The organism is Chryseosolibacter indicum (assembly GCF_018598585.1).
In the GTDB taxonomy this organism is placed as follows: Bacteria; Bacteroidota; Bacteroidia; order Cytophagales; family Cyclobacteriaceae; genus Chryseosolibacter; species Chryseosolibacter indicus.
Genome location: NZ_JAHESD010000012.1, coordinates 44,823 through 65,074, shown reverse-complemented (window position 1 = coordinate 65,074; position 20,252 = coordinate 44,823). Strand labels below are relative to the sequence as shown.

The following is a 20,252-nucleotide window of genomic DNA, read 5'->3' as shown; positions in this document are numbered from 1 at the left end:
AAGATGAAACCACTTATAAGAGTGCCCCTTATTAATGGTGCAATTGCGGGGACTTTGGGATCATTGCTGGTTGTTGGTCTATACTACTTAAATCGTCATCCATTTCTCTTTCCGGTGTATTTCGACCAGCGAATTCTTCTCTTTGGCATCTTTATATTTTTCACGCTTAAAGAGCTTAGGGAAAGCTATTTTAGGGGTATCCTTTATTTCTGGCAGGGAGCGATCGCATCTTTTATTTTTATAGCTGTGTTTGCGATAATTTCTTCAACAGCAGTCTTTTTGTTTTCGCAACTAGTTCCTGATTTTGTTCAATCTTATATAAATCTATCAATGGAACAACTAAAAGGGTTGCCTGCAGATATTATAGAAAGAATAGGAAAAGAGGTGTATGAGCGTAATTTAGAAGCGCTTCCGTCGACAAATGGGAAAGATCTGGCTTCGCTCTATTTTTGGCAAAGCTTTATCATTGGACTGTTTATTAGTATTATTATGTCAGTTCTTTTACGGCGTCAACCTAAACCTTAAATAAATGGAATCACAAACAACAACTCCTACTCCTACAATAACTACACGCTCTGCTGGTACCAGATACGGCGTGATAGGAGGCTTAGTTTCTATTGTATTTTTTCTATTCCTTTCGCTTGCTGGTTTAATTGGTACAGGTTACTGGAACTGGCTTGGCTACCTTATTACAGCTGTAATTATTTTCATGGCCCATAAATTCTTTAAGGAGAATGGTGATGGCTTCATGAGCTACGGCCAGGGCGTAGGGATTTCACTTTGGATTGGCATTATCAGTGCTGCAATTTCAAGTGTTTTTTCATATATCTACATGAAGTTTATAGATAGCTCTTTCACAGAGACTATTAAGCAAAAGCAGATTGAAAGCATGCAGGAAAGAGGCATGTCTGATGAACAGATAGATCAAGCAATGCAATATGCTTCCATGTTTACTACGCCAGAGGCAATGTTTATCTTTGGGTTGCTCTTTGGAATTTTAGGTACTATTATTATTGGGCTAATAGTAACTATCTTTACGCAGAAGAAAGCTCCAGAAACATTTTAATGACTAAAGAATTTTTAGATTTATCAATAGTAATTCCAGCGCAAGACGAAGAAGAATCACTGCCAGAATTATGTCAATGGATAAGCCGTGTAATGCAAACACACGGCTTTTCTTATGAAGTAATTATGATAGACGATGGCAGCAGCGACAGTACCTGGGAGAAGATCTGTGAGATAAGCGCCGCTGATAACCGCTTTAAAGGTATCCGCTTTAATAGAAACTTTGGTAAATCAGCTGCCTTGCAGACTGGATTCAGGGCCTCGAAAGGCCAGGTTGTAGTAACAATGGATGCCGACCTTCAGGATAGCCCTGATGAAATTCCTGAATTGTATGATTTAATCAAGAAACAGAAATATCATCTTGTCTCGGGCTGGAAGAAGAAAAGGTACGATCCTATCTCTAAAACAATTCCCTCTAAGTTCTTTAACTATATTACCCGGAAGATTTCTGGTATTGAGCTCCATGATTTCAATTGTGGTTTAAAAGCTTACGATGCTATTGTTGTTAAAAATATAACCGTATATGGTGAAATGCACCGATACATTCCACTGATCGCAAAGTGGGCAGGATTTAATAAAATAACAGAAAAGGTAGTAGTACACCGAGAGAGAAAGTACGGGCGCACAAAGTTTGGGCTTGAACGCTTCATCAATGGGTTTCTAGACCTGATGTCAATAACCTTTGTAAGCAAGTTTCGTCAAAAGCCAATGCACTTTTTTGGGACTTTCGGAACGCTTTCTTTTCTCATCGGCTTTTTATTCACGCTCAAATTATTCTGGGATAAAATAGATTCTCTCTTTATCTCCCGAACTCCTATGAAAAGAGATATTACAGAACAGCCTCTTTTCTACCTCGCACTTGTTGCCGTAGTTGTTGGTTTTCAACTCTTTCTTACGGGTTTCCTGGCTGAGATGTTTGCCATGCAATCTCTTTCCAAACGTGATTATCTGATTATTGATAAAGTAGGATACGGAGAAAATATTCAGGAAGTTACCCAGGTTTCAGGTCTTTCTAATTCTTAAGGAGCACATTTTTATCTTATACTTTACTTCAGAAAGAATTGGGGGAAAGTTTCTCGTTCATTCTTTCGAAGTAAAAACAGGTGCCATGCTCCCTTTAAAAATCCGAATCCATATGTCGTGAGTTGGATGATGGATGCAGCAATGGACCAGAAAGCAATCAGTACGTTACCCGATTTAACAAGCGATTCAAGAAAGACAATCAATGCAAGTAATAATATTGGTGTAACACAAAGTGGATTAATGAAAATTGCTCCTAGAATGCATAGCACGGCCCCAATCAGAAATAGCGAAGGGAAGAGATAAACTATCTTAAATTTTTCAGGGTACCACTTCATTAAAATAGTTCTCACAACACCGAAACTATAAAGTTGTTTAGAGAATTTCTTAAAGTCAATTCTTCGTTTGTGATAGACAAAAGCGTCTTCAATTAACCGTACTTTAAAGCCTGCCTTTAGTATCCGATAGCTCAAGTCTGGGTCTTCTCCGGGGTGAATGTCACTGAAACCTCCAACTGTTTTAAATACCTCCTTCGAAAGGCCCATGTTAAAGCTTCTGGGTTGGTAGTTATCAAGGTTTACTTTCTTTCCGCGTATGCCACCTGTGGTAACAAAAGATGTCATGGCGTAATTGATAGCCTTTTGAATAATGGTAAATGAAGGATGCGCGTTATCGGGGCCGCCAAATGCATCGGTAGGCCACGTTGTAAGAAACTTGTTAGCAATGTCAAAGTAATCAGGTGGGATTAAACAATCAGAGTCGAATAATACTATGTATTCCCCCTTTGCCTTTTCCATTCCAAAATTGCGCCTATAACCAGGACCAGAATTGGCTATATAGTAGTATTCGATATTAAGCAGTGTTTTGTACTGATTCAGAATTGCTTCACAAGTATCATTACCGTCTTCAAGAATAATAACTTCAAAATCCTTAAACGTTTGATTGACAAGGCTTTTAAGTAACTCAGCTACTTCCTGAGGTCTGTTATAAACCGGTACTACTATCGAAAACTTCATCTTAAAGTATCAAATTTAGTATTTTGATAAATTGTCTCTTACAATTCTTCGCTATACTTCCGTTCAAGATAAATCTTTTTCAGAAATTGGCATGTCTTTAAATCCCATGAAAAGAATTCTTAAAAGCTTCTTCCTGATCATCAATTACAAGACTTTAATTATAACAGCGCTTGCTGTAATTTCTACCTATATCTGTTTTCATCTCGGCCTTACGGCAGATTTTCCGGATATGCTGGTAGGTGTAGCCATAGTATTTCCCGTGGTATTTTCTATCGGTTCGGCATACAATAGGAGAGAGTCTGCGCTGCAGCGGTTCTCTGATTTTAAAGGACATGCCATAGCTATTTATTACGCCAGTCGTGACTGGCCAACTATTAAGGAGAATGACCTTAAAGAACGCGTTAAGTTTCTTGTAAATGGTATGACCATACTGATGCGTGAAATGTTCAAGTCTAACCACCGCGCGGAGTGGCAGGAGAATGAAAAGAAGATTTATTCATATTTCTCGCAGTTATCAACACTTACGATGCAAATGAGAAACTACGGTGTTCAAAGTGGCGAAGTATCGCGATTGAGCCAGTATGTTAGTAAGATGATTATTGCTTTCGATAATTTGAAGATCATCCATACCTACCGTACGCCTGTGACTCTACGTGCTTATAGCAAAGTGTTTATCTACATTTTTCCTATTATCTATGGACCATACTTTGCAAATACGTTTCATGATTTCTCCGCGCATCTCGAATATGTAATGCCAGTGTTATATAGCTTTATACTTGTTAGTCTTGATAACATACAAGATCATCTGGAACATCCATTTGATGAAGTTGGTGAAGATGATATCAGAATCGATGAAGCTGAGATTACTTCATTTATGAATTAACAGAGAGTTATCTTATTATTGAATATGCGTGCAAGCGATAGGTCAGCAAAGCGATTTCAAACTCCCTCGTTCTATGTTTTGGTTGGCATAGTTTCTCTTCTTATGCTGGCACTTTTCTCTTCGCTTGATAATTCCCTTATTTATATGTTTTCAGGTATCAGCGCTTATGCTTTCTTTTTGGCTTATTGGAACAAGTCGACTAAGTTAAAGACTGAGTATAAAAACAAAGGTGGAGGAAAAAAAGACGGTGACTTCTGGCAGACGTTCTTTGAACGTAAGGCAAAAGGATAAGTAGGTGAAGAAAGTTTTAACCCTTTACAAATAAGATTAAACCTTCAATTATTAGTTGGCGAAAAGAAATCGGTAGTTACTGCGGCGCCAGTACATCCTGATATTCTTTTACCCGCTCAAAAACGTCTCTTGCAAAGCTACACCTGGGAATTATTTTAAGATTGTTTTTTCTGGCGTACTCAACAGAGGCATTTACCAGCTGTTTCCCGGCGCCTTTGCCTCTAAGCTTTTCTGAAACTTCTGTATGTTGGATAACAATGTTATTATTATCGTCATTCTTATATACCATTTCTCCCAGTACTTCGCCATCTGTTTCAATATAAAAGACACCTTGAGATGAAAAATTCTTGTGTTTAATTTCCATTTAAAAGATCCAATTATTTTGATGCCAACAAGGGAATTAATGGCAGAACAGCAGCTAAGAGCAAGCCATTCAGTCGTTCTTTAATCTTTCAAGGAAGTTTATATAATCATCCAGAATATTGTTATTCAAAGTGTACTTCAGATTTCTTCCTTCCTTTTCAGCTTCAATTAAACCGGCTTCGGTGAGAATTTTAACGTGGTGAGATATAGAGGGCTGTGCCAGGTCAATAATATCAATTATCTCAGAACAGGCGGCACAACCGCCCTTTTTTGTGAGGTGTAAGAGGATGTTCAATCGATGTTTGTCTCCTAAAGCCTTGGAAACCTTTTCGATTTGCTTAAGATCCTGAATTTTAACTGCTCCCATACGAAATCAACTACAAACCTAACAATCATTTATAAGTTACAAAAGTTCAAATTACGGGTCTTTTGGGCTTCTGCAGCATCCCGAGTACAGTCATTACAACAAATAAAAGGAGTACCAAACTTAGTCCAAACCTCAAATTGGAGTTATCGGCAATAAAACCAATTATAGGCGGCCCAAACAAGAATCCGGAATAACCGACAGTGGTAACCATTGCTAAACCTACGCCTTTTGGTAAATCCTTTTCATTACCGGCAATAGAATAGGTTATAGGAACAATAGTTGAAAGACCCAGCCCGACAAGAAAGAACCCTCCAATTGCTGCATAAGGAAGGGGTAAAGCCAGGGCCAGGAGTAATCCTGCAATAGAGAGTAGTCCGCCAAACACGATGAGTCTGCTGTCACCATATCGAGCTCGTAATGCATCACCAAATAAACGGCCGAGGGTCATAGCAGTAGCAAATCCGGAGAGCGCAATAGGCGCTACTGCTGTTGAAGCACTGGCGATGTTTTCCATAAAATTAACAGTCCAGTCGGCCATGGCACCTTCACCCATCATGCAACAGAAAGCAATGATACCAACGCCAATTAAGGCCTTATTTGGAAAACGTAGCAACGGACCTTCGTCTTTGTTTTTGCTTCTTTCGGGCTTGTCTACAATCAGGTTAAAGCTTACCCAGAGGGCAGATAGGATGGATATGCCAGCGATAATGAAAAAGTGATTAACAAGGCCAAAGTGCAGATCTGAAAACAAGGCGCCACACCACGCGCCCAACGCCATGCCTATACTAAAGAATGCATGAAAGGAGGTCATGATTGGCTTATTGTATTGCTGCTCTACCATTACAGCCTGTGCGTTCATGGCTACATCAAGCATACCGGTGATCATTCCCATAATAATATATAGAACAATAAGTGCTATGAGGTTCGGCATAAATGGAATGAGCGGTACGAAGAGGCAATACGCGAGAACAGAGAATAGTGTAAGCCTTCTGCTTCCATTTTTTACGATAAGCCATCCTGTAAAAGGCATTGCAAACACGGCACCTAATGAAAGGGAGAGCAATACAACGCCTATTGTTCCATTGTCTGCATTAAACTGCTCTTGTATGCGTGGCAGGCGAGAGACCCAGTTAGCGTAAATAAATCCATTAAGGAAAAAAGCAACCTTTACCGCTATTCTATGTTTAAGCACTTTGATATGTTGTCTTGAATCTTATCGAAACAACGAAATTACTAAAACACATATCTATCAAGATACCGCTTGTAAATAAGGACAATAAAAAAGCCCCTCGCGGGGCTTTTTTTAAATACTGTTTTTGATTGATTACTTCGCGTAAGCCACACTTCGCATCTCGCGGATTACAGTAACCTTGATCTGGCCAGGATACTGCATGTCGCGTTCTATTTTCTGCGATATATCAAAGCTTAGCTGGTTAGCGCGGTCGTCAGTTGCTTTTTCGGCATCTACGATTACACGCAGCTCGCGGCCGGCCTGTATAGCATAGCATTTCTCTACACCTTCAAAGCTTAATCCTACATCTTCGAGTTCTCTTAAACGCTTGATGTATTGTTCCATCACCTCGCGTCTTGCACCAGGACGTGCACCGCTAATAGCATCACAGGCCTGGACAATAGGAGAGATGATATTCGTCATTTCGATCTCGTCGTGGTGAGCACCAATGGCATTACAGATAATTGGATGCTCCTTGTATTTCTGAGCCAGCTCCATACCCACAATAGCGTGGGGCTTTTCAAGCTCTTCGGTCCATACCTTCCCAATATCGTGAAGAAGACCTGCGCGTTTAGCTTGCTTGGCATTAAGACCAAGTTCTGATGCCATAATCGCACAAAGGTTAGCAACCTCACGGGAGTGTTGCAACAGGTTTTGGCCATACGAAGAACGGAAACGCATACGGCCAACCATTTTAACAAGTTCAGGATGCAGGCCATGTATACCAAGGTCGATTACAGTACGCTCGCCTATTTCGATGATCTCATCTTCAATATTTTTCGTTGTTTTCGCTACAATCTCTTCGATGCGGGCGGGGTGAATTCTACCGTCTTGCACCAGGCGGTGCAGTGATAATCTTGCTATTTCTCTTCTTACCGGATCGAAGCCTGAAATGATAATTGCTTCCGGGGTGTCATCAACAATAATTTCAACACCTGTTGCAGCTTCAAGAGCGCGTATGTTTCTTCCTTCTCTACCGATGATCTTTCCTTTGATATCGTCGCTTTCGATGTTAAATACAGAAACGCAGTTCTCTATGGCGTGTTCTGTTGCTGTTCGCTGGATAGTTTCAACAACAATTTTCTTGGCTTCTTTGGTGGCCGTTAATTTGGCCTGCTCCATGATGTCCTTTACAAAGCTCGATGCTCTTGTTTGTGCTTCATCTTTTAAAGATGCTATCAATTGCTCGCGGGCTTCATCAGCTGTAAGTTTTGATATGTTCTCCAGCATCTGAATTTTCTGCTGGTTAAATTTATCAAGCTCTTCCTTACGCTTTTTTACGTGGTCTAGCTGAACGCTAAGATCATTTTTCAGCCCGTCTAGCTCGCTCTCTTTTCTTTTTAGCGTTTCAATCTCTTTGTTGAGTGTTTGCTCGCGTTGTTTAATTTTCTGTTCGTTGCTGATGATCTGGTTCTTCTTGCGGTTTGCTTCCTCCTCAAACTCGGAGCGCATTTTTAAAATCTTCTCTTTGGCTTCAAGAATTCTGTCTTTCTTGAGATTTTCAGCAGCAATCTCGGCTTCTTTAATAATCAGCTTCGACTTTTCAACAGTTTCTTCGTGTGTTTTTGACGACTTACGTTTGTACAGAAAATTACCAATCAGTAAGCCTAAAGCCACTGAAACAATGGCGCCTACTGCAATACCAATAACTATTTCTAACATAAATGTATAAAAGGGTTATATATAACCCGGAACACCAAATGGTAGGGAAGAATTTAAGGGAGTAAGAAACTTTAAAGAATAGACTGAGAAACGAGGTGATTAAGTTGTGATACTTTCTCAAACACCGTCTTATCGATGGATTGCTGTGATTCTTCTACAGCCATTTTATCTACGATACAATCGAAGGCTACCATGGCGAGAAGATCTTGTTTATCGTCAATTCCGTACTGCTCCCTGTAAGATTTTAGCTTTTCGTTGATGAGCTTGCCGGCAGTTCTCACTCTTTCCTCATCGGAACGCTTCACCTTCATCGGGTACTCGCGGTCGGCTATCCTAATTTTTATTGAAAGTTCGTCCATCAATCAATCTTACGGTTGCTATCTGCTTAAATGAGCGATACATTTATCAATCTCTCGAATATATTCGTCTACTTTTTTCTTCAACTCCGAAACACTTCCGTTTTCCGGATGTAAATTATCCACAATTTTAGTGATTTTCAGTTGATTATGAAAACTGGAAATCTGTTCATCACGGTGTTTGATGACAGTTTTTAATTCCTGGTTCTCCAGACGCAGGGCTTTTAACTCCTCCTTAAGATTCTTATGCTCATTAAGAAGCACAAGAATTTTACGCTCTAAGCCGTTGAGATTGGACTTTAATAGCTCTTGATCCATTATTCTTTATTTGCCAATAGCTGTTAGCAAACTAGCTGCCAGCGAGGTTTTACATATTTCGGGGAAGTTAATGCACGTGCTATTTTCTGATTACTGCACCAAGCTTCTTCTCAAAAGCACCCATCAATCGCTCCATTGTCTTATCAATCACTTCGTCAGTAAGCGTTTTTGATTCATCCAATAATGTGAAACTAAGCGCATATGCCTTCTTTCCCTTTGGAATGTTCTCTCCTTCGTAAACGTCAAATGCTACAACTTCCTTCACCAGTTGTTTTTCCGTGCTCATAACAAGATTATAGATCTCGTCAAATTTAACCGGAGCATCCAATACGAGTGATAAATCACGCTTTACTTCAGGGAATTTCGGCACTTCCTGAATTACTAACTTAGGACTTGCAGCGTTGAAAAGCAAGGAAGTGTTAAGCTCGGCATAAAATAATTCCTGCTTGATTCCGAAATCCTTCAAGATGAGTGGTTTAACTTTTCCGAGTTTACCTATTTCTTTGTTTTTGAAGATTAACTTGCTTCCATACTCAAGTAATTGATCTTGAATGTTTTCCTGTTTTACATCTTTAAGACCGGATTTCTGAAGCACATTGCTGATATGTTGCGCAAGGTCGTAGTAACTCACTGCTTTCGTTTTGCGCTGCCAGTTTTCTGTCTCAATATTTCCTGTGAGGTACAAAGCAAGCCTTTCCTCTTCAACATACTTTCCCTCGCTTCTGGAATAGATTTTCCCAAATTCGTAAAGCTTAAGGTCTTTCTGCCTGCGGTTAATGTTATATGCGCAGACTTCCAACCCTGTAAATAACATGGTTTGTCTTAACACACCCTGCTCTTCACTGAGCTTGTTCAGGATTTCAACGGGCTCGCCTTCAAACTTAAAGTTATGTTTTTGCTGATAAGCGAAATTGGTAAGTGAGTTGGTCCAGATCTCATAGAAACCATTGGCAACCAATAACTGACCTACTGAATATTTATACTTATCAATATTCTTAACGGGAAACTCAGCAAGATAATCTGTGCTGGCAGTTTCGCTTAATTCAATGTTGTTAAAGCCATAGATCCTCAGTATTTCTTCAACGACGTCCGCTTCTTGTAAAACATCAACACGATACGGAGGCACAGAAACAGTAAAGTTATCTGCGTTCTTATCTTTAATTGAAATATCAAGGCGTTGAAGAATGGCGAACATCTCTTCCCTTGGAATCTCTTTGCCAATAAGGCGATTTACATTTTTATCTTTTATCAGGATTGTTCTCTCTGTTGCTGGCTGAGGATAGTGGTCAACCACTTCAGATGATATTTCTCCTCCTGCAAGTTCCTTGATCAATAAGGCAGCACGCTTTAACGCATAAAGTGTAATGTTAGGATCGGTGCCACGCTCATACCGGAATGATGCATCTGTTTTTAATTGGTGATGCATGGATGTTTTTCTTATATAGTTTGGTGAGAAGTACGCGCTCTCAAGAAAAACATTCTTTGTGTTTTCTGTAATGCCTGAATGAGCTCCTCCAAATACGCCGGCAATGCACATGCCTTCACTTTCTGCATTGCAGATCATAAGGTCAGTAGTGAGCAGTGTGCGTTCTTTGTTGTCAAGCGTTGTAAACTTTGCTCCTGCAGGCAACGTCTTAACAAGGACTTTCTTTCCCTTGATCTGGTCAGCATCAAAAGCATGAAGGGGTTGTCCCATCTCATGACAAATGAAATTGGTAATATCAACGATGTTGTTGATAGGAGTTAGGCCAATACCAAGGAGTTTATTTTTTAGCCATGCTGGCGATTCAGTAACCTTAACATTGCTGATAGTGACAGCAGAGTAGCGAGGACAAGCCTCTGCGTTTTCTACTACAACAGGTATGGTAAGACTTGTATTATCAACTTTAAAAGCATCAACAGCAGGCCACTTAATAATTCTATTCTTCGACGCTTTGATATCACGCGCTACTCCAATGTGTGATGTAGCATCTGCACGGTTTGGCGTAAGACCGATTTCAATAATATAATCAGATTCTATCTTAAAATAATCAGCTGCAGGGGTGCCGTTTTTAGCAGTTGTATTTAAAACCATGATGCCAGCGTGGCTTTCGCCTAATCCTATCTCATCTTCAGCACAGATCATCCCTTCTGATTGCTCGCCCCTGATCTTAGCCGTTTTAATGGTAAACGGCTCTCCTTTGGTAGGGAAAATGGTTGCGCCAGGAAGCGCTACTACTACCTTTTGTCCTGCTGCAACATTAGGCGCTCCGCAAACAATAGCTGCTGGTTTGTCAGCACCGACATCTACAGTAGTTACTGACAGTTTATCTGCGTTCGGATGTTTGGCGCAAGTAAGCACCTCTCCAATAACCAAACCCTTTAACCCTCCTTTTACTGTTTCAAAAGCCTCTACTTTTTCAACTTCTAAACCCGTTGAAGTGAGCACTTTACCAATTTCCTCTGCAGATTCCGGGATATCAATATATTCTTTAAGCCAGTTGTAAGAGATCGTCATGATTGCTTTTGAAAAATAAGAGCCAAAAGTAATGACAAAATGTGAATTACGAATGCGAATTATTGACCATAGTGGCCAAAAATGGCGATCTGTGTACTTCTAAAAGAGTACGTTACCTTGCGTCGTTACATGATTTCTCTATTGCGGAGCCACTCGCGTTCCTTTACTGCCTCAGGAGAATGTCTTTCCTTACGCCGGAAATCAGCGAATGGTCTTCAACGATTACCCTAATCCGAACAATGTCATCAGCTAAAAGCTGTTGCGACGCTCGATATAAAAACAGGTTGTTACTTACTTTTTCAGCGAGGTTGGTTTCAACCATTGCATCGGATGCATTGTAAAGGATAAGCCTGACTTTGTTGACAGCAAAATCGCTTTTATGAACGTTGATCTTTATAGCACCACGTTTGTTCTGAAAAGCCTGTGTTTCTACGGCTTTGATTTCTGTCTTACGCATATAATCAGTAATGGCTGCGGTGTAGGCATTCGGAAGCTTTAGTTTTTTAGCCCTTTGCTGATAGTAGGACTTCTTTTGCGGGTCTTGCAGGATATGCTTGGCAAACCTTGTTGCTTCACGAAATTTATCTCTGTTACTTTTTTGCAGCACACTTTGTTTTCTAGGTGCTGATGGTTTGCCTGACAAGATTGTTCTTTTGCCTACCTGGCGAACCATAATACCGCCAATAGATCCCTTCATTCCTTTGAGCAGAGGGTTAATACGAATTGTAGCCATATGTGATTCTGTTTTTGGCAACATATACAGCCGTTTTGACAAATAGTGTCAAAAAGTAATTCAACTCGTTTTTCTTAAGAAAAATATATGGGGAAGGGATGATCATGCGCTCTGGCTTACCTAAGTCTGTTCTAAGGCATCTCTGCTACATCTCTAAGGCATTCTCCACACCCTGTGCACACTGGCTGCACTCCTCGTCCACATGTTCCGGAGCTTTTGATAAATGTTTAAATGGATGACAATTGAAAAGAGCCGAAGATTATGGGCTACTGGTTTTGAATCCAAAAGATACAAAAAAGCGGGGAGGATAAGAAGTAAAATCACTGAAAATAGGTTTCTCAATAAATCGCTCTGCTTTACCCGGCAATGACTATGTCATATACAATAAACAAGTACAACATCCGACTATTTAAGCATGACCACATTTGATAGTATATATAAGGCTATTCATGACTATACCTGGAAGTTGACAGGCAGCAAGGAGAAGACGGACGAGATTACACAGGAAGTGTTTATCAAAGTTCATCAATCGCTGCATACTTTAAATGATGACAAGAAGATACTGTCGTGGCTAAAGAAAATCATATACAATACCCTTATTGATCACTATAGAGCTGAGAACCGGTTTCAGATAGCTGAACTTTCTGATCTTATGCAACCCGATGATAGCGCGGATGAAGAAGGATTCAGCGATGTTGTACAATGTATCGAAGCATTAATTGAATTGATGCCCCCGGAAGAAAGAAGTTTGCTAATGGCTATAGAGGTACAAGGTGTTTCGCAGACAGAATATGCTCAACAACATAACTTACCCATAAGTACGGTTAAGTCAAGAATACAAAGAGCGCGTGAAAAGCTCAGAACAAAGATAACCAGCAATTGCTTTTTGCTGACCGATCGCTACGGAAACATTATGGATTACAGGAAACCCGAAAATATTAATACTGTTTTGTGAGTCTTTTTCTAAACCTCCCGTCCATCCATTAAATGGATAAAAGGATGTTTAAAAAGAAAAGGATTACTAAAATGGTATTAGCATTATTGGGTTTGTTATTAGTACTGTCTTGTGCAGTGGTGTGGTATGCTTATCGGTGGAATGTATTTCATCCGCTTAAGCAGGGCAAGGTTGTGGTAGGAGGTCTTGAAAGAACCTTTGTCTATCATGTCCCTAAAAAATTAAAAGGTCGTCCTAAATTAATAATGGGTTATCCTGGCACCAAGATGACAGCAGGCCTCATGCAGGTATTTACAGGCCATGAGTTTGATGAGTTGGCCGATCGCGATGAGAATGCCATCATCGTTTATCTGCAAGGCTACAAGAGTAACTGGAATGACTGCCGTAAAGTTGCGCCTTATCCTTCAAAGAAATTGAATATTGATGACGTTGCCTTTACCGAAAAGGTAATATCATATTTTGCTGATAATTATTCTATTGACAAGCATGAGGTTTTTGCAGTGGGTTTCTCCAACGGTGGCAGTATGGTAATGAAGCTGGCAAAGCTCAAGCCTGAGTGGTTCAAGGGATTTGCAGCAATTGGTACAAACCTGCCCGAAGATTCCAATAACGACTGTACTGCTGTTAATCAACCCGTTTCATTAATCTATATCAATGGAGAAGAAGATCCTATTGTGCCTTTTAGAGGAGGAAGGATTATCCTTGATGGTGACGATTTTGGTGTTGTTAAAAGCGCGGAAGAGACACTAATGTATTGGCTGAATTCAAGCCAATGCGATATAAATGACTTTTCAGTAAAACCATTTCATACTTCAAAGTCTTCGAAGGAGATAACCGCTTATCAATATAATTATCATTCACCTGCTACAGGTAAACGGATAAGTTTTGTGAGGATAACAGATGGAGGTCATACCATCCCTAACCGTAATTTCAGAATACCAATAACTAAATTAGGAGCTATGAACAAAGAAGTAGATGCCCCCGTACTGATTTGGGATTTTTTTATGAGCTTGAATTAGGTGCCGAGGTGAGCGATCTCACCTCTTTTGCTTTATCGGTATTAGTTTACCCTATTTTAAAATAACGCTATCTTTAGACAATAAAGATCAACAATGAATAAGCAGTACATAGAGAACGAGCAATTCGACGGCTTAAATTTTAACGAGCAGGTATTTGCCAAGGGGGAGTATGAGAATTGCAAGTTTCGTAATTGCAATTTCCAGGAGGTAAATTTAACTGATATTATCTTTCTGGACTGTGAATTTGAAGGCTGTGATTTAAGTATGGCGAAGCTGGGTAACGCTTCTCTAAGAGGAGTAAAATTTAAGAATTGCAAGTTGCTGGGGTTGCGGTTTGACCAGTGTAACAAGCTTCTCTTGTCATTTTCTTTCCATGCCTGCGTGTTGAATTTTTCTTCCTTCTATAAGCTGAAAATAAAGGGTTCTGTGTTTAAAGATTGCAAGATGCAGCAAGTAGAATTTGCTGAAGCAGAACTGACTAATGCTAACTTCCAGGGCAGTGATCTTATAGATGCTTCCTTTGAGAGTACGATTCTTGAAGGTGCCGATTTTAGAAGTGCCTTGAACTACAGGATAAATCCTGAAATAAATAAAATAAAGAAGGCAAAGTTCTCTCTGGATGGCCTTCCTGGTTTACTAATACAATATCAAATTATTGTTGAATAACTGAAGATATAAGGGCGTCTCTATGAGTAATAACGCCCAACCAAGATGATTTAAACAATAATTAATGATATGTTTTCTCTCCAGCTTTAATGGCAATTTTTAAAAGGTTTTCCTTAGGAGGAAACGGGCACGAGAAGCTATCATTGTAGGCACAGTACGGATTGTATGCTCTATTAAAATCAAGCGTTATAGTGCTACTTCCAGGTACTTTGGCAACATCAAGATATCGTCCTGCTCCATAAGTTTCATCAGCGTTAGTCTCATCTCCAAAGGCAAGAAACAATTTACCTCTCGAAGGCCCCATATCTATAATCTCAAGAATCAGGAGATCATTTTTTACACCGTCTAAACTAAAGGTAGCATGTGCATATTCTATACAACGTTGTTCTTTGCCATCACTAGTGCTCAGTACTACAACCTTTTTACTTTCTACCGGAATGAGGTTTGCGATTATCTTGTACTTGGAGTCCGCCGTGAAATACTTTAGTCCTTTAAAATTTTCTCTTTCTGCTTCGGGAAGGGGAGACTCTTTCGAGGTTTTCATGAACCTGTCTTTCTCTTCGCGTTCCTTTCTTATCTCTTCGACATATGAAGGATCAGTCTGACTTGAATTGAATGAATAAAATACGATAACAATTAATAAAACGATTACAGCGAGAATGATAATATTTCTTTGTTTCATAAAGCTGGGGTGGCGTATTTTAATTTCTCTTGTTTGTCCCACGCAAGTATCTTCTCCCGGTATTCATTATATAATCCAAAGAATACGGGTATTCCATTATCGGCGAGTTCACCCGGAGAGTTGGCTAGAATACATATAGCAATATCATCTTTAGGATTAAGCGCAACTTCACTTCTGTAGCCATTAACATAGCCACCATGGTAGATGAGTGTGTCGTTCGGATAATGTAAAATTCTCCATCCTAATCCATAATAAGATTTTGTGAGCTTTTGCAGCTTTCTGTAATTTCTGTTTTTAGAACGTGCAAGAATAAACGGTTTGTAAAGTTCGTCGAGGGTAGTGCGGCTGATCACATCTTTCCTGTGTCCGAGAAGGGCAATCATCCATTGCGCCATATCGTTAATGCTTGCGTTAATTCCGCCAGCAGGCGCTACGTTGTAATAGGTGTCTGTAATCTTTGCCGGAACCCATCGCTGTCTTGTCCTGCGATGTGGTTCAGCAATGTTTGGGTTAGCGAGTAGCGTTTTGTAATCAATAGAGGCATTCTTCATTCCCAGGGGTGCAAAAACGCGCTCTTTTATTTCGGTTTCATACATTTTACCTGTAGCCTTCTGGATTACTCCTCCTATTAAGCTATACGCCACATTTTGGTAGCTGTATTCTTTGCCAATTTCACTTGAAGGTTTTACCTCTTTAAGTCTATCGAGGAGAAGATTAAGTTCAATGCCTTCTTCTACTAGGTTTGTATAGGTGTGATAGGGAAGGCCTGTCGTATGCGATAGCACATTTGAAATGGTAAGCAGCTTGGTTTGCTCGGGCGAGTAGAGTGAGAACTCGGGGAGATATTTGATGACTGGATCATTCCACTGGAGAATATGATCTTCAACGAGTATACCTGTAAGAAAAGAAGCAAAACATTTTGAAACAGAGGCAATACGAAATACAGTATTTTGATCAACAACTCCTTTTTTATTGGATGCTTTTACCCCAAAGCCTTTCATGTAAACTATGGTAGAGTCTTTTACAATAGCAATGGCAGCACCAGGAGTTCCGGATATTGAGAATAATTTATCCAATTCCTTCTCGTATGCTTCAATTAACCCAGGTATATGCGGGTTAGGAAGACGCTTGATAACGGTATTCTTCTTCGTTACAGAAGGTTTATTTAATGTTCTTACTGGGTAAAATATGTAGGCGACAACAGCAATAACAGCAACTACAAGTGTGAGTAATATTATTCTTCTCTTCTTATCCTTCATGCCCTTAAAGTAATCCTTCATCCGCAAAACTAAAATATTTTTGTCCTGCTACGATGATGTGATCGAGAAGTTGAATTTCAAGAAGCTTTCCGCCTTCTCTTATCTTTTTTGTGAGGTCAATATCGGCCTGGCTAGCGGTTAAATTTCCGGAAGGATGGTTATGTGCAAGAATAAGTCCGCTTGCAAGATGTTCGAGCGCGACTTTAAAAATTATTTTAGGATCGGCCACTGTACCTGCCACACCACCCTGACTGATCTGTACTTTTTTAACTACTCGGTTGGCTCTGTTCATCAAAATTATCCAGAACTCTTCATGCGGAAGGTCAATTAAATGAGAGCTGATCTGTTCGTAGGCAGACCTTGATGAAGTGATCCTCGGCTTTTCTTCTTCATCCAATTCTTTTCTTCTCCTTCCTAACTCAAGGGAGGCAACAATAGAGATAGCTTTAGCTTCTCCAATACCCTTGATCTTCATAAGATCTTTTACTGATAAACGCGCGAGTTCATGAAGATTATTGTTAGCTCCGCTAAGTACTTTTTTTGCCAGGTCTACTGCACTGAGTGTTGTGGTACCTGAGCCAAGCAAGATGGCAATAAGCTCTGCGTCTGATAAAGCAGAGATACCTTTGAGCAGTAGTTTTTCTCGGGGGCGGTCTTCAGGAGACCAGTTTTTGATGTTGAGGGGCTTTGATTCGTTAACCTGCATAACTCAAATATAGTTACTGCTGCCAGCTAACTACATGAACCAGCTATAAAAAAATAAACCCTCACGAGGAGGGTTATATATTGGTTAAGTAAACAGAATTACTTGCCTAGTTTGTTAACCAGCTTTGTTAGCTTAGATTTCTGATTAGCTGCTTTTTTCCAATGAATGATGTTCTTCTTTGCGAGTTTATCAAGCATTGAAGATACTTCTTTAAGAAGTGTATCAGCCTCAGGCTTCTGAGTCGTAGTCTTTAGCTTCTTTACTAAAGTACGGGTAGTTTTATGCTGGTAGCGGTTTCTTACGCGTTTAGCCTCGTTTGCGCGAATTCTTTTCTCTGCTGACTTATGGTTTGCCATAGTTTATTCTATTCGAAATAAAGGATTGCAAAGGTAAAAAGATTCGTCGGATTTGCAATATTCCCTCCAATCATTTCCTTAAATAACTCTCAAAAAGGAGGTTTATGCCTGGATCCAATTGTATTTTGTTGGTTTTTTGAGCGGTTTTTACTGAAAAACGATTCTTTTTTCCATCTACTTTTAATTTTTCCGTAGCTAGAATTTCACCGTCGTTGCCATAAAACGATACTTCTAAAGGAAAATTGAAAACCATTCCCGTTTGTTTCTGTTCAATGGAAATGTCGGTTATACCTGTTTTTGCATTGTATTTCCATGAAACATCGAGGATTGGGTGGCCTGGATTATAAAGCCATTGTTTAAAGAAATTGTCAAGCTTTACACCTGAAGCCTTTTCCATTATACGTTGGAAGTCTGCCGTTTCAGCATTTTTATTAAAGTACTGGCGGTAATATTCACGTATACCAGTCCAAAAAGCCTCTGTCCCTATTTCCTCACGTAGCATATGCAATACCCAGCTTCCCTTCTGATAAGAATTCGCATTTAATATGTCAATCAGATTTTCAGGCAAAGAATTATAGACTATAGGTAGCGGACTATTCTTGAAATACGCAACTACCTCCTGTCTTTCTTTTTCCATGTCTTTAGCTCGACGTTCTTTTCCATACGTGTGCTCATTATATAGATGCGTGAAATAAGTGGCGAATCCTTCACTAAGCCAGATATGATTCCAGTCGGCTTCGGAAGCAGAGTTACCGAACCACTGATGTGCGATTTCATGGGCGATCAAATCATCTACTTGTGCATTGCCTGTTACTGAGTTTTCAAAATAGAAAATATTACTGGCGTTTTCCATTCCACCATACTTCGTTTTAGATTGAACATTGGCAAGTTTTTTAAAAGCATACGGGCCTATGTTATCAATAAAAAACTTCAACATCTTTGGTGCTGCAGCATAATCACGAAAGCCCTCTGACTTATTTTGCGGATAAACCCAGAACTCAACAGGTATGTTATCAACTTCCTCTGCATATTGAATGGCAAATCTCGCTGCACCTATCACCATCACCTTAGTTGATATCGGAGTATCTTCTTTCCAATGTGTTAGTTTTTGTTTTTCGTTAAGTGTGCTTTCCTCTGTCTTAATACCACTACCAACAACTTCATAGTGAATAGGCGATGTTACTATAAATTCAACACTTGCTTTATCTGATGGATGATCAACAACGGGAAGCCAATGATGAGCACGGTTAGGCCAGTTGTCACCAAAGAAGGTCCTGTCACCATATTTGTTTTTAGAAATGATAAGTCCGTCACTAGGAATACCCCGATAGGAAATCATGATATCTATTTGTGTACCTGCTTTTATTTCATTCTTTAAAGTAATGTCCAGGTTTCCATTACGATGATTAAAATGGAGTGGTGTGTTATTTTGTTTTAAAGAATACACTTCCATGCCCTTTCCATCCGGGGTCTTGCCGGTAAGGTCCAGCGAGAATTGGTTTAGATCTTTATTAAACTTAATAGTAACAGTCGCAAATCCGGTGATTGCATCACTACTATCATTGAGTATGAGTTCAAATTTGTAATGAACAATATCAATATCGCGGTTGGGGGTAGATGCTGCAGCATTAAAACCAATGATCCAGAATACAAGGAGTACAATTCGCATGTTTTATATATGAAAGAAATTAAGTTGTAATGATACTAACTTAAGTCTTGTTTCAATGAAAGAATTTGCGTTAAATTTCTGAAGTGAAAACCCTATCTTATACCCTCTCTCTGGTAAGCGTGTTTCTTTTTTGCTCAGGCTTCTACTGGGGATTCTTTGCTCATCAGAGAATCAATCGTCTTGCTGTTTTTACCCTGCCACCATCTATCGCCGCATTTTATAAGCATAACATTGACTATATCACCGAGGCCTCTGTAAATCCTGACAAAAGGAGGTTTAGTGTAGTAGAAGAAGCACCAAGGCATTATATTGATCTTGATCACTATGGTGACAGCGCAATTCATACAATGCCGCGTTCATGGCAAGAGGCTGTTGCTAAATACACAGAGGATACCTTGAAAGCTTACGGCATCCTTCCATGGCATATTAACAAAATGTATTTTCAGCTTCGTGATGCCTTTGCAACAAAAGACAGGCAACGAATACTAAGATTGTCGGCAGAGATAGGGCATTATGTTGCTGATGCGCATGTTCCGTTGCATACAACCGAAAACTATAACGGACAACTGACAGGGCAACATGGTATACATGCATTTTGGGAGTCTCGACTTCCTGAGTTATTTTCTGATAACTATGATTTTTTAGTTGGACAGGCAGAGTACATTGAAAATATACAACAAGAAGCATGGAAGGCAATTGCTACTTCTCATCGTGCTGTTGATTCTGTCTTGTCTTTAGAAAGAAAACTGTCGGTAAAGTTTGAAGAACGCAGATTCTCCTTTGAAACAAAAGGTAAGCAAACAGTGCGGGTATATGCGCGCGAATACGCAACCGCTTATCATAAAATTCTTGAAGGTATGGTAGAAAAGCAAATGCGAAGTGCAATTAAGGTGACAGGAAGTATATGGTATACAGCATGGGTAGATGCAGGGCAGCCTGATATAAAGTCATTAATAAATCATACACCAACGGAAGAAGAGCTTAAAAAGAGTCGGGAAGAGCTTGAGCAATGGAAACAGTCCATTGTAGAAGCACGGCCTCACGAAAACTAGTTATCCCGATACTAAAAATAGCGTAAAGTTATTTCGTCATTCCTACTTGATAATTTACCACTTTTTTTCGTTTGCAATAAAGAGCA

At 39.7% G+C, this 20,252-nt stretch carries 23 protein-coding genes; 9 read left to right on the top strand and 14 right to left on the bottom strand.

The window, feature by feature from the left end; all coding sequences use genetic code 11:
* Positions 1 to 3: 3 nt before the first annotated feature.
* The 3 genes from KK060_RS07805 to KK060_RS07795 are packed head-to-tail and all read left to right on the top strand — an operon-like array spanning position 4 to position 2,088.
* Entirely contained in the window at positions 4 to 525 is a 522-nt protein-coding gene (locus tag KK060_RS07805) for a DUF4199 domain-containing protein (RefSeq protein ID WP_254153148.1), read from the top strand.
* Between the two features lie 4 nt (positions 526 to 529).
* Positions 530 to 1,066 (top strand): DUF4199 domain-containing protein, encoded by a 537-nt coding sequence (locus KK060_RS07800; protein ID WP_254153147.1) that lies wholly within the window; start codon positions 530 to 532, stop codon positions 1,064 to 1,066.
* Complete coding sequence (locus KK060_RS07795) at positions 1,066 to 2,088, top strand: glycosyltransferase family 2 protein (protein WP_254153146.1); 1,023 nt, start codon at positions 1,066 to 1,068, stop codon at positions 2,086 to 2,088. Before KK060_RS07800 ends, KK060_RS07795 begins: the two co-directional genes overlap by 1 nt.
* Positions 2,089 to 2,111: 23 nt before the next feature.
* Here KK060_RS07795 and KK060_RS07790 read toward each other — a convergent pair whose 3' ends face one another.
* Complete coding sequence (locus tag KK060_RS07790; RefSeq protein WP_254153145.1) at positions 2,112 to 3,101, bottom strand: glycosyltransferase family 2 protein; 990 nt, start codon at positions 3,099 to 3,101, stop codon at positions 2,112 to 2,114.
* 106 nt (positions 3,102 to 3,207) lie between these two features.
* On the opposite strand from KK060_RS07790, the gene KK060_RS07785 reads away from it, so the two are divergent.
* Complete coding sequence (locus KK060_RS07785; RefSeq protein WP_254153144.1) at positions 3,208 to 3,984, top strand: hypothetical protein; 777 nt, start codon at positions 3,208 to 3,210, stop codon at positions 3,982 to 3,984.
* 24 nt (positions 3,985 to 4,008) lie between these two features.
* A complete protein-coding gene (locus tag KK060_RS07780) occupies positions 4,009 to 4,275 on the top strand; it encodes a hypothetical protein (protein WP_254153143.1) in 267 nt (88 codons plus the stop codon).
* Between the two features lie 76 nt (positions 4,276 to 4,351).
* Here KK060_RS07780 and KK060_RS07775 read toward each other — a convergent pair whose 3' ends face one another.
* The 8 genes from KK060_RS07775 to KK060_RS07740 form a co-directional block, all read right to left on the bottom strand.
* On the bottom strand, positions 4,352 to 4,639 hold the full coding sequence (locus KK060_RS07775) for a GNAT family N-acetyltransferase (RefSeq protein WP_254153142.1): 288 nt from the start codon (positions 4,637 to 4,639) through the stop codon (positions 4,352 to 4,354).
* Between the two features lie 69 nt (positions 4,640 to 4,708).
* Positions 4,709 to 5,005 carry an ArsR/SmtB family transcription factor gene (locus KK060_RS07770; protein ID WP_254153141.1) on the bottom strand — a complete coding sequence of 99 codons (297 nt, stop codon included), beginning with the start codon at positions 5,003 to 5,005 and terminating at the stop codon, positions 4,709 to 4,711.
* A 46-nt stretch (positions 5,006 to 5,051) separates the two neighbouring features.
* A complete protein-coding gene (locus KK060_RS07765) occupies positions 5,052 to 6,197 on the bottom strand; it encodes an MFS transporter (RefSeq protein WP_254153140.1) in 1,146 nt (381 codons plus the stop codon).
* Positions 6,198 to 6,329: 132 nt separating this feature from the next.
* A complete protein-coding gene (gene rny / locus KK060_RS07760) occupies positions 6,330 to 7,898 on the bottom strand; it encodes a ribonuclease Y (protein WP_254153139.1) in 1,569 nt (522 codons plus the stop codon).
* Positions 7,899 to 7,969: 71 nt separating this feature from the next.
* Positions 7,970 to 8,257, bottom strand: coding sequence for a cell division protein ZapA (locus KK060_RS07755; RefSeq protein WP_254153138.1), 288 nt, complete (start codon positions 8,255 to 8,257; stop codon positions 7,970 to 7,972).
* An 18-nt stretch (positions 8,258 to 8,275) separates the two neighbouring features.
* Positions 8,276 to 8,572, bottom strand: a complete 297-nt coding sequence (locus KK060_RS07750) for a hypothetical protein (RefSeq protein WP_254153137.1) — start codon at positions 8,570 to 8,572, stop codon at positions 8,276 to 8,278.
* A 79-nt stretch (positions 8,573 to 8,651) separates the two neighbouring features.
* A complete protein-coding gene (gene pheT, locus KK060_RS07745) occupies positions 8,652 to 11,069 on the bottom strand; it encodes a phenylalanine--tRNA ligase subunit beta (RefSeq protein WP_254153136.1) in 2,418 nt (805 codons plus the stop codon).
* Positions 11,070 to 11,232: 163 nt separating this feature from the next.
* Complete coding sequence (locus KK060_RS07740) at positions 11,233 to 11,802, bottom strand: hypothetical protein (protein WP_254153135.1); 570 nt, start codon at positions 11,800 to 11,802, stop codon at positions 11,233 to 11,235.
* A gap of 415 nt (positions 11,803 to 12,217) precedes the next feature.
* On the opposite strand from KK060_RS07740, the gene KK060_RS07735 reads away from it, so the two are divergent.
* The 3 genes from KK060_RS07735 to KK060_RS07725 all read left to right on the top strand — a co-directional run bounded on the left by KK060_RS07735 (position 12,218) and on the right by KK060_RS07725 (position 14,442).
* A complete protein-coding gene (locus KK060_RS07735; RefSeq protein ID WP_254153134.1) occupies positions 12,218 to 12,757 on the top strand; it encodes a sigma-70 family RNA polymerase sigma factor in 540 nt (179 codons plus the stop codon).
* A 44-nt stretch (positions 12,758 to 12,801) separates the two neighbouring features.
* Complete coding sequence (locus tag KK060_RS07730; RefSeq protein ID WP_254153133.1) at positions 12,802 to 13,776, top strand: CE1 family esterase; 975 nt, start codon at positions 12,802 to 12,804, stop codon at positions 13,774 to 13,776.
* 93 nt (positions 13,777 to 13,869) lie between these two features.
* Positions 13,870 to 14,442: a pentapeptide repeat-containing protein gene (locus KK060_RS07725; protein ID WP_254153132.1), complete on the top strand. Its 573-nt coding sequence runs from the start codon at positions 13,870 to 13,872 to the stop codon at positions 14,440 to 14,442.
* A 61-nt stretch (positions 14,443 to 14,503) separates the two neighbouring features.
* Here KK060_RS07725 and KK060_RS07720 read toward each other — a convergent pair whose 3' ends face one another.
* The 5 genes from KK060_RS07720 to KK060_RS07700 all read right to left on the bottom strand — a co-directional run bounded on the left by KK060_RS07720 (position 14,504) and on the right by KK060_RS07700 (position 19,114).
* On the bottom strand, positions 14,504 to 15,124 hold the full coding sequence (locus KK060_RS07720) for a DUF1684 domain-containing protein (protein ID WP_254153131.1): 621 nt from the start codon (positions 15,122 to 15,124) through the stop codon (positions 14,504 to 14,506).
* Positions 15,121 to 16,404, bottom strand: a complete 1,284-nt coding sequence (locus tag KK060_RS07715; protein WP_254153130.1) for a serine hydrolase domain-containing protein — start codon at positions 16,402 to 16,404, stop codon at positions 15,121 to 15,123. The genes KK060_RS07720 and KK060_RS07715 overlap by 4 nt, the downstream gene beginning before the upstream one ends.
* The gene (gene radC, locus KK060_RS07710) at positions 16,388 to 17,089 is read right to left on the bottom strand and encodes a RadC family protein (RefSeq protein ID WP_254153129.1); all 702 of its coding nucleotides are present in this window, start codon (positions 17,087 to 17,089) and stop codon (positions 16,388 to 16,390) included. Before radC ends, KK060_RS07715 begins: the two co-directional genes overlap by 17 nt.
* Before the next feature lie 98 nt (positions 17,090 to 17,187).
* Complete coding sequence (gene rpsT, locus KK060_RS07705) at positions 17,188 to 17,445, bottom strand: 30S ribosomal protein S20 (protein WP_254153128.1); 258 nt, start codon at positions 17,443 to 17,445, stop codon at positions 17,188 to 17,190.
* 70 nt (positions 17,446 to 17,515) lie between these two features.
* Entirely contained in the window at positions 17,516 to 19,114 is a 1,599-nt protein-coding gene (locus KK060_RS07700; RefSeq protein ID WP_254153127.1) for a M1 family metallopeptidase, read from the bottom strand.
* Between the two features lie 83 nt (positions 19,115 to 19,197).
* Here KK060_RS07700 and KK060_RS07695 point away from each other — a divergent pair, with 83 nt between their 5' ends.
* Positions 19,198 to 20,166, top strand: a complete 969-nt coding sequence (locus KK060_RS07695; protein WP_254153126.1) for a zinc dependent phospholipase C family protein — start codon at positions 19,198 to 19,200, stop codon at positions 20,164 to 20,166.
* Positions 20,167 to 20,252 lie beyond the last annotated feature (86 nt).

Bases quoted from the DNA above. Each gene is read 5' to 3' on its own strand.
- KK060_RS07805 (WP_254153148.1), top strand. From the start codon at position 4: ATGAAACCACTTATAAGAGTGCCCCTTATTAATGGTGCAATTGCGGGG.
- KK060_RS07800 (WP_254153147.1), top strand. From the start codon at position 530: ATGGAATCACAAACAACAACTCCTACTCCTACAATAACTACACGCTCT.
- KK060_RS07795 (WP_254153146.1), top strand. From the start codon at position 1,066: ATGACTAAAGAATTTTTAGATTTATCAATAGTAATTCCAGCGCAAGAC.
- KK060_RS07790 (WP_254153145.1), bottom strand. From the start codon at position 3,101: ATGAAGTTTTCGATAGTAGTACCGGTTTATAACAGACCTCAGGAAGTA.
- KK060_RS07785 (WP_254153144.1), top strand. From the start codon at position 3,208: ATGAAAAGAATTCTTAAAAGCTTCTTCCTGATCATCAATTACAAGACT.
- KK060_RS07780 (WP_254153143.1), top strand. From the start codon at position 4,009: ATGCGTGCAAGCGATAGGTCAGCAAAGCGATTTCAAACTCCCTCGTTC.
- KK060_RS07775 (WP_254153142.1), bottom strand. From the start codon at position 4,639: ATGGAAATTAAACACAAGAATTTTTCATCTCAAGGTGTCTTTTATATT.
- KK060_RS07770 (WP_254153141.1), bottom strand. From the start codon at position 5,005: ATGGGAGCAGTTAAAATTCAGGATCTTAAGCAAATCGAAAAGGTTTCC.
- rny (WP_254153139.1), bottom strand. From the start codon at position 7,898: ATGTTAGAAATAGTTATTGGTATTGCAGTAGGCGCCATTGTTTCAGTG.
- KK060_RS07755 (WP_254153138.1), bottom strand. From the start codon at position 8,257: ATGGACGAACTTTCAATAAAAATTAGGATAGCCGACCGCGAGTACCCG.
- KK060_RS07750 (WP_254153137.1), bottom strand. From the start codon at position 8,572: ATGGATCAAGAGCTATTAAAGTCCAATCTCAACGGCTTAGAGCGTAAA.
- pheT (WP_254153136.1), bottom strand. From the start codon at position 11,069: ATGACGATCTCTTACAACTGGCTTAAAGAATATATTGATATCCCGGAA.
- KK060_RS07740 (WP_254153135.1), bottom strand. From the start codon at position 11,802: ATGGCTACAATTCGTATTAACCCTCTGCTCAAAGGAATGAAGGGATCT.
- KK060_RS07735 (WP_254153134.1), top strand. From the start codon at position 12,218: ATGACCACATTTGATAGTATATATAAGGCTATTCATGACTATACCTGG.
- KK060_RS07730 (WP_254153133.1), top strand. From the start codon at position 12,802: ATGTTTAAAAAGAAAAGGATTACTAAAATGGTATTAGCATTATTGGGT.
- KK060_RS07725 (WP_254153132.1), top strand. From the start codon at position 13,870: ATGAATAAGCAGTACATAGAGAACGAGCAATTCGACGGCTTAAATTTT.
- KK060_RS07720 (WP_254153131.1), bottom strand. From the start codon at position 15,124: ATGAAACAAAGAAATATTATCATTCTCGCTGTAATCGTTTTATTAATT.
- KK060_RS07715 (WP_254153130.1), bottom strand. From the start codon at position 16,404: ATGAAGGATTACTTTAAGGGCATGAAGGATAAGAAGAGAAGAATAATA.
- radC (WP_254153129.1), bottom strand. From the start codon at position 17,089: ATGCAGGTTAACGAATCAAAGCCCCTCAACATCAAAAACTGGTCTCCT.
- rpsT (WP_254153128.1), bottom strand. From the start codon at position 17,445: ATGGCAAACCATAAGTCAGCAGAGAAAAGAATTCGCGCAAACGAGGCT.
- KK060_RS07700 (WP_254153127.1), bottom strand. From the start codon at position 19,114: ATGCGAATTGTACTCCTTGTATTCTGGATCATTGGTTTTAATGCTGCA.